11 protein-coding genes are annotated in these 12,368 nt (G+C 38.7%); 3 read left to right on the top strand and 8 right to left on the bottom strand.

Features of this window, described 5'->3' with window-relative positions; genetic code table 11:
• Positions 1–38: 38 nt before the first annotated feature.
• Positions 39–962 carry a hypothetical protein gene (locus JW841_14790; GenBank protein MBN1962201.1) on the top strand — a complete coding sequence of 308 codons (924 nt, stop codon included), beginning with the start codon at positions 39–41 and terminating at the stop codon, positions 960–962.
• 491 nt (positions 963–1,453) lie between these two features.
• A complete protein-coding gene (locus JW841_14785) occupies positions 1,454–3,298 on the top strand; it encodes a thrombospondin type 3 repeat-containing protein (protein MBN1962200.1) in 1,845 nt (614 codons plus the stop codon).
• A gap of 41 nt (positions 3,299–3,339) precedes the next feature.
• Here the strand turns inward: JW841_14785 and JW841_14780 are convergent, their stop codons facing one another.
• Positions 3,340–4,059, bottom strand: coding sequence for a hypothetical protein (locus tag JW841_14780; protein ID MBN1962199.1), 720 nt, complete (start codon positions 4,057–4,059; stop codon positions 3,340–3,342).
• 126 nt (positions 4,060–4,185) lie between these two features.
• Here JW841_14780 and JW841_14775 point away from each other — a divergent pair, with 126 nt between their 5' ends.
• Complete coding sequence (locus JW841_14775) at positions 4,186–5,265, top strand: hypothetical protein (GenBank protein ID MBN1962198.1); 1,080 nt, start codon at positions 4,186–4,188, stop codon at positions 5,263–5,265.
• 29 nt (positions 5,266–5,294) lie between these two features.
• Here JW841_14775 and JW841_14770 read toward each other — a convergent pair whose 3' ends face one another.
• The 7 genes from JW841_14770 to JW841_14740 all read right to left on the bottom strand — a co-directional run bounded on the left by JW841_14770 (position 5,295) and on the right by JW841_14740 (position 12,021).
• Positions 5,295–7,046, bottom strand: a complete 1,752-nt coding sequence (locus JW841_14770) for a caspase family protein (protein ID MBN1962197.1) — start codon at positions 7,044–7,046, stop codon at positions 5,295–5,297.
• Between the two features lie 85 nt (positions 7,047–7,131).
• Positions 7,132–7,503, bottom strand: a complete 372-nt coding sequence (locus JW841_14765) for a hypothetical protein (protein ID MBN1962196.1) — start codon at positions 7,501–7,503, stop codon at positions 7,132–7,134.
• A 46-nt stretch (positions 7,504–7,549) separates the two neighbouring features.
• A complete protein-coding gene (locus JW841_14760) occupies positions 7,550–8,407 on the bottom strand; it encodes a hypothetical protein (GenBank protein MBN1962195.1) in 858 nt (285 codons plus the stop codon).
• 20 nt (positions 8,408–8,427) lie between these two features.
• Entirely contained in the window at positions 8,428–9,084 is a 657-nt protein-coding gene (locus tag JW841_14755) for a sigma-70 family RNA polymerase sigma factor (protein ID MBN1962194.1), read from the bottom strand.
• A gap of 205 nt (positions 9,085–9,289) precedes the next feature.
• On the bottom strand, positions 9,290–10,267 hold the full coding sequence (locus tag JW841_14750; GenBank protein ID MBN1962193.1) for a hypothetical protein: 978 nt from the start codon (positions 10,265–10,267) through the stop codon (positions 9,290–9,292).
• 282 nt (positions 10,268–10,549) lie between these two features.
• Positions 10,550–11,308, bottom strand: coding sequence for a hypothetical protein (locus tag JW841_14745; GenBank protein ID MBN1962192.1), 759 nt, complete (start codon positions 11,306–11,308; stop codon positions 10,550–10,552).
• A 227-nt stretch (positions 11,309–11,535) separates the two neighbouring features.
• Positions 11,536–12,021 carry a hypothetical protein gene (locus JW841_14740; GenBank protein MBN1962191.1) on the bottom strand — a complete coding sequence of 162 codons (486 nt, stop codon included), beginning with the start codon at positions 12,019–12,021 and terminating at the stop codon, positions 11,536–11,538.
• Positions 12,022–12,368: the final 347 nt, after the last annotated feature.

Below are 12,368 nucleotides of genomic sequence, written 5' to 3'. Positions count from 1 at the left end.
CGCGACGGCCACTGTAATTCGCGTTAAACTTGGTCCCAGTGAAACGCGGCAATCTCATATTTGTTACTGGTATTCTGATTATCTGCATAATTGTGGTTTTGTCGTATTTGTTTGTTATTTCAAGGCGGCAGGTGCAACAAGATCCAAATAATCCGGTCTTTGTTTCACCTGCAGCAGAATTAACTGCGCGTTTGTTAAATATTAGCGGCGACGTACAAGTGCGACCTCGTGATCATGAGTGGCAAGCCACTATAAAAGGTCAAAGTTTACTACCTGGCACTCAATTACGTACAGGTGAAGGAGCTAAAGCTGAATTATTGGTTGGCAAAGATTTACATATTAACGTAACTGCCGGTACAGATATTCGTTTAGGTGATATTGGCCCCAATTTGGCCCGTTTATTTGTTGGTGAAGGTGTTGTGCTGGCCAATGTCAAAAGCGAACAAGGCCCTCGTTTACAGATAGCAAATCGCAATGGTGAAGCTGTAGCTGAAACTGGCGATGGTGCATTGACTGTTAGCGTTGATGCGAATGGTGAATTGCGTACAGCAGTTACTAAAGGCAGTGCTACGGTTGCAGCTAACGGCGAAACGGTTAATATTAATGCAGGTTTTTACAGTATAGCAGGTGCAGGACGTAAACCTTCTAAACCAGCTTCGGTGCCGCAATCACTATTATTAAAGGTGCGATGGCCAACGATAGCAACTACGTCAAAACGACATCAGCTAATTAGTGGTGCAACTTCGGTCGGTGCTAGGATTCGGGTAGCTGGCCAAACGATTTGGGCTGACAAGCAAGGTCGATTTAATACAATAGTTGATCTTCAAGAAGGAAAAAACCGTATCCAATTGCGAGTCACAGATGTTGTTGGCCGCGAGAGCTCAGAAACTTCACCAGAGATCGAATTGTATACTAAAGCCCCAAGCCAAAAGATCGAAACTAGCCCAGAAATGTGGAAGTAATTACTCCCAAGATGAGATAATTTGTGTTATTTTTAAGTAAAGTTATAGTGAATTTTGCAAAAGCTACAACGATTAAACAGCCAGTTTGTCGCTATATTTTGTGAGTCTGGTTTTGTGTTTGTTAAGTTTGAATATGTATGGCAACGGTTATATTCGTAAGGACGACATACATTTACTTACTTAAAAATATTGGTTTTTTTCTTTGACAGATGCGTGTTTGGCGCTCACAATCATTATAGGACTAGCGTGGAGACACGTTAGTTAAGAGGCTGTCGATGATGTCTCTCATTAAGAATCAAATTTTGGTAGTGTCATATAAATTATCGTGGTGTTTGACGCTTGCAGTTGTAATTTTTGCAATGCCAGTCAGCGCTGCGGACGAATTAGAAATCATAGAAAATGAAATCACGCAAACGCTCAATGATTATGAAGAGCGGCCCACCTTAGGGTCTGACGATTTTGGTCCTATTGTTGTTTTCAGTACCAAAACTATGGACAATGATTCTAATTTCGGTCCTCGCTCTATTGTGTTTCAACGACTTGATAGTGATGGCGCACCATATGGTAGTCAGGTTGTAGTTAGCGAAGGTTTAACTGATGATTGGCTAAATGATGTTTCGGGAAATTATATTGTTTATACCAAATTTTGGACTGAACTTGGCGCTAACGGTATTGAGACACTTGGCGATATTGAGCTTTATGATATTAGCACCGGCGACCATTACACTTTAACTGACAACCATACTGCCTATAGCGCCCATATTGAAGGTAATTATGTTGCATTTGTAGAAGGTCTTAGGACAGCGGCAGTATTAAAATTGCTCGATATTAGCGAATTAACTACCAATGGCGTTGCTACACCTATAGAGCTTGCTTATCCTGGTGCCGAAGGAATTAGTTTCGATATTTCAGATCGTTATGTCGTATGGGAAATTGTTGCAGACGGTAAGTATGATATATTTGTTTACGATATTGTCGGTGGCAACGGTCCAGATGTTTTAGTCGCTGAGCCTGATGTAAATGAGCGACGTCCTAGTGTTAGTGGTGATTGGATTATTTGGCAGTCACAACGGGTGCAATCATCGACTACAACTATTGAAGTATTAAATTATGTTACTAAAGAACATCGTACAATTGTAAATAATAACGCGGTTAATTTATTGCCAGCAATCGACGGTGACTTAGTTGTTTTTGAATCTGATTATCATGAAAATCATGAAGTAGATCATGAAATATGGATATATCGTTTAAATACTAGCGAGATTTATCAACTTAGCGCCCATAATGGTTTAGATACTTGGCCTGACATCAAGGGTGATTTAGTTGCTTGGCATTATTTACCTGAAATCAGTAATGCCGATATTTATGTTAGTAAAGTTTCGTTTATACCAATTGATCCTTGTGCCGATTCGGGCGGTGATAGTGATGCTGACGAAGTCTGCGATGATAAGGATAACTGTCCAGGTATATATAACCCTGGCCAAGAAGATACCATCGATGAAGATGGTGTTGGTGACGCTTGTGATAATTGCAGCGAAGTAGCCAATGCTGATCAAGCCAATAGTGACACTGATAGTTATGGTGACGCTTGTGATAACTGCCCGTTATTTAGTAGTGAAAATTTAGTTGATAGTGATAATGACGGGGTTGGCGATGTTTGTGATAACTGCATTAATGTTGAAAATTTGGATCAAGCCAACAATGATGAAGATAGTATTGGTGACGCTTGCGATAATTGTCCATTAGTAACAAATCCTGATCAGTTAGACAGCGATGAAGATGGTGTTGGTGATGCTTGTGATGAATGCCCTTATGGTCCCACCAATCCAGATGGTAGTTGTGGTGATATACCACCTCAAACAACATGCTCTGATGGTGGTCAACCAGAAGTTTGCGGTAAATGTATAAAGGTAAAACTTAAAGCTAAACATAAAGAAAAACATCATCACTGGCAATGGTTTAAACATTGGCAGAGCGAAGCAAAGTGCCTTTGCCGTCCGGCTGATTTGGTAATACCGGCATTTTTGCCAGTTAAGCATGGGCATGCTTCATTTGGTTGGGCTGAATTATCTATGCTTACTCCATCAGGTGATGAGGTGCGTTGTCGTTATTATAATCGGTGGAATTCATATTTCCCAGGTTCCGGATGGTTTCAATGGGCCTTTTTAGCCTTCGATAAATGTTATGATACCCAACAAAATATTAAACCTGGTGATGTTGTAACTGCGACTGAAGTTAAACTTGAGGCTTATAGTGGTTATAATTGGAACCACAATACCATGGTATATGCCGAACTCAAAGAGTCAAGCGATAGTTGCAAACATAAATTAAGATAAATTCTTAGATAAAGTTTTTATTCTAAGTATAATCCCAAAACCTATTTACCTTTTTTAAGTACTAACGTTTGGGTGGCGCCATCGGCGGCTACACGAGTTATCCGAGTTGATTTAGCTTGTAATTGAAAATATTCGCCGGGTTTAATGATGTTTTTATTTTGCATCCAAGCAGCATCATCATTAGTAAATGAAAATTCAAGCTGCCCTGGCGCATTAATTCGATAATTTAAATGTAAATCGCCGGCGTGTAATGACCCATTAGTATGTTTAAAACGAAGTTTGCACTTTTTAGCCGGCGCACCATCTAATTTAACAATAGCACTAGGTGAAGTAGAGCAATTTAGTTTAATTGGTTTATAGCTATCAGGTAATGGTTTAGCAGTAGTTTGGTGTGGATGCGACGAGGGCAAAGGTTGCGAAGTTGGCCGAAGGGCTATTGGGATTTTGATGATCTCACCAATTTGTAAATTTAAAGGTAAATTAAATGGATAATAGCCTGCGGCTTTTATTTCTAATAGGTGCGAACCTGGCGTAATATTGTTAGCTAAATACGGTGATTTTATTGCCACTTGAACACCATCAAGCCAAATAGTAATTCCGTTTTGCGGTTGTACTTCGAGTTCAAAACCGCAGCGATCTTCACCTTTTAGTGAACGTTTTAACGAGTTAAGATTGTCACATGCTGAAATAAAAAACATCTGTAGACTTGCCAAGCTGAGCAAAGACACAAATGAAAATGTGCGTTTATAAATAACTACCATTGTAATCCTCGAAGAAAACTAATTATGATTTCAGGTAGCCGCTAACTAATTTATGACTAACGTATAGCATTTTTAAAGATAATGATAGAGTATGCTAAACGCCTTTTTATTATTGAGGGATAGATTTTGAAACTGCTGTTTTTAGCCATAGTAGGCACCAACTTTTTATTTTCGCTATCTCCGGCTGCAAAAGATGTTACTAAACCGTTAGCCGCTATTTATTTAACGGATCAGTTTTGTGCTCCTAAATTTTCGCAAAAAGAAAATTATCTAACTTGTTCTTTGCGGGTGCATAACAATCTAACGGTAGCAATAAGTAGAGTACATATTGGTATGCTAGTGACAGAGAAAAGCAAAACGCTTGAGCAAATTAATCCAGCAATATTATATAATCATTTAGCTAATAATGATGAACAAAATAAAATGATAAAAAATCTGTCAATTGATAGTAATGAGATATCTTTTGCTGTGATAAAGCAAACCTTGCAAGTAACTATTGAAGCAGAGAGTGATGTGCTAATTGAGTTTATAGTTAAGCAAATGCAAAATGAGTTAAAACCAGCAGCATATGTTATGCATGTTTTATCATTTGAATTTGCCAACATATCAGTACCATTATTATTAAAACTACTAGAGTCACAAGCTGTTGCTGATGAAATTGCGGCCATACAGGCCTTTGGATTGCAAGGTACTGCAAAGGTCAGATTAAAAGCACGTCATCATTGGGCAGAGATTTCAGACCAACTTTTACCTGAATTTATCGCCCAATTACGCAATGAGATTTCAGCGCGGCCAAGTGAAAGCGAAACTTTTCGTTGGATTTTTGCTATACGTGCACTTGGAGTTTTAGGAGGTAGTAGTGCCGAGCAAGTACTACGAGATTTATTGCGTATAAAAGAGTTAGATCGTTTTGACGAACCGCTCCAGGTGTTGCGTATAGCGAAAGTGCGTGGCAATTTATATAATGCACCATTGGCGTTTATGCTAAATAGTAATACCAAGCGTATGATTGATATTGTTGCTGTAGGTTTAAGCGATTGCCTCAGTCTTGAAAATGAAGGTGCGGATAATAATAAAATCTTATCGAAAGGTGATAATAATTCGACTAATGCCTTAGTAAATAAAACTGAAAGTTACGTAAAAATTCTAATTGGCATTTTAGTATCGTTGTTGGTAGGAGTTTTTATTGGCTTACGTCTACTTTAAAAAATGTTAAAAACTAAACAAACTGCAATTTATAATTTCCAGCTAAAAGCTAGCGTGGCTTGGGGCGCCCAACGAGTCTTTTCTTTACTATCAACAGTAACAAAATACACTGCCGTGCCAGCAATAAGTTCAAGGGAAGTCTTTGGTGACAAATGAACGCCTGCGCCTAAGCACAAACGCCCTAACCATACAGTATAATCAGCACTTGAAGAAGTCTTACCATTAACTAGCCACAAACCCCATCCACCGCTAACTGACATTAGAGCATACAGCGGACCAATAGATGCTGTTTCATAATTTAGCCCAATGGTTAAGGCAGAATTAAAGAGCTGACTTTTACGACCGTCTTGTGGGACAATACCAAATTCAAGGTTATAACTAAAACGTAAACTTGGCGTAATTGGTTGAGTAAGTTCGAATAAAGCGCCATGAACCAATCGAGAATATACCAGCGGTGAGCGCGATAACATATAACCGCTTCTAGTTTGCCAGAAATCATTTGAACTCTGACTAATTGCATTTTTAAGCATAGATACATTAGATGAATTATTGGTGGTATTAGCCGCAATTAATGCTGGTTTTTGTGAAAGTTCAACCGCGATAAGCCCAGGCCGCTGACTTACATAACCACTATAGTAACCTTGACTGAATGGGGTGGATAATAAATTTTGCTCAAAAGCCTGTTCGGTAGCCCCACGCTTATGTAATTGTGCAAGAGGCATAGATAATTCATTTACCTTTAGTACGTCTTTACCTGAAGGAATAACTTGTTCTGCAATTACACCACGTAAGAAAAAAGTTATTTTTTGTGGCAAGGCTAAAGTAAGCGGTGATTCGCCTGCCGGATGCAGTCCGGCCCAAATAGCGCCATTGGCGGCCTCTAAAAAAAGACGTTCGCTAATTTTGGGGCCAAGTTGTACTAAACGTATATTATTGCCATGTTTAAAATTTAATATGGGTATACGGCGGTTACGAGCAGGAGGCCAAGCAAAAACATTTATTTCTTTACCCACTTGCATTAACCGCGAGCTTGCTGATGCAACAAAAGCTGCGATCTCGCTATATTCAATAAAACTATCATTGTTGATATCCGCCGGCCCAAGTAAGCCTGAGCGAACTAAAAATGAAAACACGCCACTTTCAATCCGTGACCATTCATGAGTATTTTGTTCATTAGTGCTAGCAGTTAGAACACCGACATTCGGATAGTTTTCGAGTTCGTTGCCGCTTAGAAAACGACTAAAAGCTGTTAAAGACACATGCGTAGATGATTCACCTCTACCCGCAACCATCGACAGCGCGTGACAAGCATCAACTATAATATGGGTATTACTTGCTGGTGATACTGAAATGATTTCTTTAAAAATATCATCCCGAGTAAAATAACTATCTTGCAAGTGCAGAAAACCTTTTCCGGCATTATCTAAAACGCCATGACCAACGAAAATAATAATCAGTTCGCTTTGAACGTTGCTTTTTTGGTGACTAGTATTAATTTGTGCAAAGGCGTCAGCTAAAGCAGCAATAAGATTGGCGCGAGTTGGCGGTAGCGCTTTATTTAAATATTCTGAATAGCGAGCCTGGCTAGAATCATCGAGTAGCGATAAGAGATAAGTGCCATCAGCATAGGGAATAAATAATTGATAATATAATAAAGCGTCATCATCAGCATAATGTAAATCAGCAATACTTGAATCGAGGCTATGATTATTACCAACAATAATAACGATGCGTTCAGTATTATTTTGCTTAGCAGAATTGGCTACGGCATTAAAGGGCATTATTAAAATCGCAAGTATTGTATATATTGTTATAACGAAAGCAGAATAATTACTGTGCATATTTTTGCTCATAATCGATCACGTTTTACTGCATACAATATTGTTTAATATCATCATCATCAAGAAGGTTCTGACAAGAAGCAGGATCGCCGACAGTTACGGCAGCTTGGCAGACACTTTTTATTAAATACGGAAGCTGCCCCTCGCTAGGGCACTGTGCGCATATTGGCGCCAAGGAGGCACAAGCCGAATCACAGCTTCCACAGTCATGTGGGCAAGTTGAGCAGGTCTCATCACCATTACATAGATTATCTGGACACTGCGGTGTTGTCGTTGATGAACTTTGTGTTTTTAAACTAGCAGATTTTATACCTTCGTCACCGCAAGTTATTAGAAATAAACTTAAACTTAGGCTTAATAATAATGCAATTTGTGAGAAACCTTTATAATTTTGCATGTTAACACCTTTAAACTACAAACACTCTTAAAATTAATTATTATCTTTACTTAAGTGAAAACTTCCGTTCAATCACTACAAAATTATGTAATAACGCACATGTGTTAAAATCATGGTGATGTTGTTCATCACAGCTTTGAATTTGATGCAACTCAATAGCAGAAGTACCAAAAATAAATAATAATCTTATGGTCAAAAGTTCACTATTGGGAGTTAAAGTCTTCTTGTCTATTGAAAAACTTAAAGGAGTTAGTGTTGATGCTGTTGCTAAATGCCAAGGTCCGCTGTTTTCTATTGAAGAAATAATAGAATCTATTGAGATAACCTTGTTGGCAGAGTTAATAGCGAAAACAGTTAAGGTTCCTTCTTGTTTTGCTATATAGGCAAAACGTACTATACCACCATTAGCACAGATAGTTGAATTGTTAGTGTCGGCAGTTTCAGATAATGAATTAATAGTGACCTGGCCATTAACATCTTTGGTTTCACAAAAAGCACGAATAGCAAAATTATTACTGCCCGCATCGCGTACAGTCCAAGTGTCATTTGTCGTTGTCGGCTTATACAGCATTATCACTGCAACTAGCGCCACTGCCGCTGAGGCCACCGCTGGTATAAGTATTCGTAAGTGTGGAAACTGTAGCTTATTGGCAGTTATGGTACTAGCACGTGTTTTTTTTAATACCGATTCAAGAACTACTGAAAATTCTAAGTCTGCAGGTGTAGTTATTGCATCAGCATTAGGTGCTGATATATGCCGCTCTAACATCATCATTTTGTCGTAATAAGTCGCGCATGATTGGCATCGTTGTAAATGACGCCAGAACATACCAGATTTACGCGCCTGACGAGTTACAAATAATCGCCGGGTCATAAAACGAGAGAGCATACAAAAGGCAGACATGATTCAAACTCCAGTAATAATTATATACATAGAGATGCAAGCTCTCTTTTAGGTTCATAGCCACTATTGCCAAGCTGTTTAAGCAGTTTGGTACGTAAGCGATGTTCACGTACTCGCAACTGCATGGCAGAAAGTCCCAAGCGTTGAGTTGTTTGTTTACGGGTAAGCGATTGTTCAAAGCGAAGTTCGCAAACACTACGGTCAAGTTCAATCAGTGAGGCTTTAAAATTGTGATAGATTTTTGATAATTGTTTTGAAACAAGAATTTTTTCGGGCGAAGTTGTTATTGGCGCCTCTGCTGGTTGGGGTTTATTGGCTGTCTGCGTAGACATAGGTACAAATAAGCGTGACCAACGTTGGCTATGGCGTAAACGATCAATAGCCACATTGCGAGCAATGGTTAATAAGTAAGCACGATATGGGCGTACGCCATCGTAGGTTTCTCGGGTACGTTGGGTAAAAGCGCGTAAGAAGGTTTCTTGTAAAAAATCATCGAGTTCAAAAGGAGTATGACAACCACAAAAGCGAAAGCTACGACCATTACAATTAAAGGTAAAGCCAGCACGGAGAAACCCAGCAACTTCTCGCACGTATTGATAGTAAACCTCTGTTAGGGTCTGCTCATCACCTTGACGAAATTTCTCAAGGCGTTCAGGGTTTTCACATAGCCACGACATCGCGTATATCCTGGCGCTTTTGACGATAAGTAAATGTAAGATATTTAGAGCAAAAGCAAAATACCCTGCAATAAATAATTGACGCCAGGATATACGTTTAACATTCATAATTACTAAAACCCAAGTTAAACGGGGCAATCCCCAGAGTAGTTACTTGAAATAAGTTTTCTTTTTTAAATTGTAATTAAAGATTAGTATTGCTTAATTATGGCCCAGTACAATTGTTATTGCCGCAATCGGTAACACAGATACCCGAAGTAGTATTGCATACAAAATTGCAATGTCCTCCCGGACAATCCATATAACATTTAGCGTTACCTAAGCATTGCATATTACAATGACCGCCAGAACAATCGACCCAGTTGGTTAAAGAGCCGCAAGAGGCATTGCCATCACAAATGATATTGCAGCTACCACCAGAACAGTCGGCGGTGGCCGTGGTGTTGTCGTTATAGGACATATTGCAGTTTCCACCAGAGCATTCATAATTACAGCTAGCATTACCATTGCAGGTTTGCTCACAATTACCGCCAACACATTTGGCATGACAACTGCCAGATTCAATACATGAGTCGCAAGAACCATATGCACATTCAGCAATGCAACTATTGCCACTGTCGCAAGTAGTAGAACAACCACCACCGCCGCCACCAGTACAACTTGCGCTATCACCTACTTGTACACAGGTTTGGCTTGAGTTGCTGCAATTAGAGCTAACACTCCAAACTCCAGCACTGCAGGTTTCAACGTTATTTGCCGAGCAACGTTGTTTACCATTAGTACATTGAGTAGTAGTTGTCGTTTGACATGATACAGATGAGCCATTGTCTTGGCATGTTGTACTGGAGGTAGTGCAATTTTGTGTGACTACCCATATACCATTAGTGCAAGTTTCAACGTTATTGGCGCTGCAGCGTTTATCGGATTCAGAACATTCTTGGTCAATTATACAAGCTGCTAAATTATCGCAACTACTTTGATTGATACATTGAGCCACACTCAAGGCGTCTCCTTCGCAAGGACCTGAGGTAACTGTACAAATTGAGCCTGGTGAACATTCGACAAGTTTATCACATGCTTGTTCGCATGCATTTTTGTTGTTTGATGAATTTTCGTCACCACATGCTGCAATCCATGAAAAAAAACAAACGCTTATAATGATGTAATTGAATTTGTTTCGCATAACATCCTCCTGCCATTCTATTACGAAGCCAAAATATATTTTGTTATTTAAATTGCGAAATTAGATCAGACAGGATGTGAAATATCCCAAATACTAAGAGGCGGGTTATCAATAAGTCAGCAAAAAAAGGAAAGCTTATTGGAAAAATTAGCGCATATTCTCAAATGGTATAGGTACGGAATTTAAAATTGAAGGTTATTACAATAACAAAATTATTTAGTCATAGAAGGCTAAGCAAGATGAATAAATTTCTATTAAGTGTATAGTAATAGCTGTGATAGATTAAAATTGCATAACTAATGCCAAGCCAGGTACAAGTTTTGCTTTTGATTGCGATGAGTCTTGCAATACTGTAGGTAATAGCTGCCAATTAAAAGAAGTCGGTGTTGTAGCCACTGGCGCTTCGGCTAATGCTCTCTCCCAATCATTACTGCGTTGCAAATAATTTGTAATTTCAAGAACGCCGCCAGTTATTACAATGCAATACGAGATCAACCCAATGGCTAAACTATCTCCACCAGCGGTAAGGGCTAAAATACTGCCACCCAATGTACACCCGGCTGAAGCTAGAGTAAGCGCCCAAGCTTTGCCCGAGGGAACGTTAGAAACATCGAAACCAGCATTACGATATGCATTGGTTTTGCTAGTATAAGCTGCTGTACCAACGAAGCTGCCAATGGTTAATACAAAAGAACCACCAGCACTTAATCCCATACTTACAGCAAGATCACTGCTACTTAAAGCACCGCCAATAATAAACATAAGATAGCCTGCGCCATCAATTACCATGCCAGTAATGATGCCGCCTCTAGCAGCATTAATCGGGCGCTCTGTGATTTTGCTGGGTTGTGGTGCACTAATAGTATTTTTAGTTGGAGTTTTTTTATCATTAGCAGCAACCAGCGTTAGTGATGAAACCAACATATCATTTTTAAGCTGATAATGCTCATTAAGACAGCTATTGGTGGCAGTACATGGTAAAGTTAAAGCATTGTAGTGAGGAACCGCAAAAGCAAGACAAGTAAGAAATGATAGTAGCATAATTCCCTCCTTTTTAACCATAAGTATAATGAGATTAAGCTGGTAATAACTCAATTACACATCAGGGTATATTGTTGGTTGTTTGTAATAGTAAAAAAATTACAACTATTCAAGTATCTTTGAAGTCAGGAGTCAGAATACTGAATTCTGGCTCCTGGCTCCTTGTTTCTTAAAAGAGATAACCTGCTCGCATTATTTTTAAAAAATAAATATCTGTATCGCCTGTATTAAAATATTTGTTTTTGCATGCGCATGCTTTCTGGGGGGCCAAAATAACTTTCACTAAGCTCGCCAGTTCCAGTATCGACAACTATTTTTTGCAAGATCACTCCAGTGTCAACCATCCAGAATTTAATAGTATGTTGGCCGGGACTAGATATCGGCAATGTGGTTGTAGTTAAATTAACATTGTCGGAAGTTACTCGTTCAATATCGGCTTGGAGATCACCAACAACCCTTACAACACCTTGATAATCGTCAGTGCTAACTACTAATGGAGATGCTTTGCCATCAGCAACTACTGCTACTGCATAAGCTTCGGCAGAATGAGTAATGTATGGACCAGAAGTAATTTTATTGGGAGGAATTGAATTAACTTCATCACCGCATGAAGTAATTGAGATCAGCAATAAAATTTTAGCAAGTTGTTTAATTGCTCGCGCAACAAACTGTAAATTATAAGTTTTTGTAATAATTTCTCTTGAACCAATCATAAAAACCTCTCTTTAACATTTGGTGAAAATGCTACCTTTGTACTTTGTTGCACCCACTTTAATTCTTAGGAGTACGGCGACTTTGCCCTTCATTTGATCACACGCTTAGAGTGCAAAGCAAAGATAGTTGTCAATTCCAACTGTACAGTCATTGCAAGTTATAAAAGAAATAAACCTTGATAAATAAATTAATGAATTTATGATTATTTATGTTTATATGAAGATCTTTTTTGCATTAGACTGATTAACTAAGCATAATTAATAATGATTACTAACTAAATTATTATGAATGTTTGTTTGATGCAATTAGTCAATAAAGATCAAACAATGATCAAGTGGTTATTTAT

The organism is Deltaproteobacteria bacterium (assembly GCA_016931625.1).
In the GTDB taxonomy this organism is placed as follows: domain Bacteria; phylum Myxococcota; class XYA12-FULL-58-9; order XYA12-FULL-58-9; family JAFGEK01; genus JAFGEK01.
Note: the sequence above shows the minus strand (reverse complement) of the source record. Positions and strands in the feature narration are given on the sequence as shown.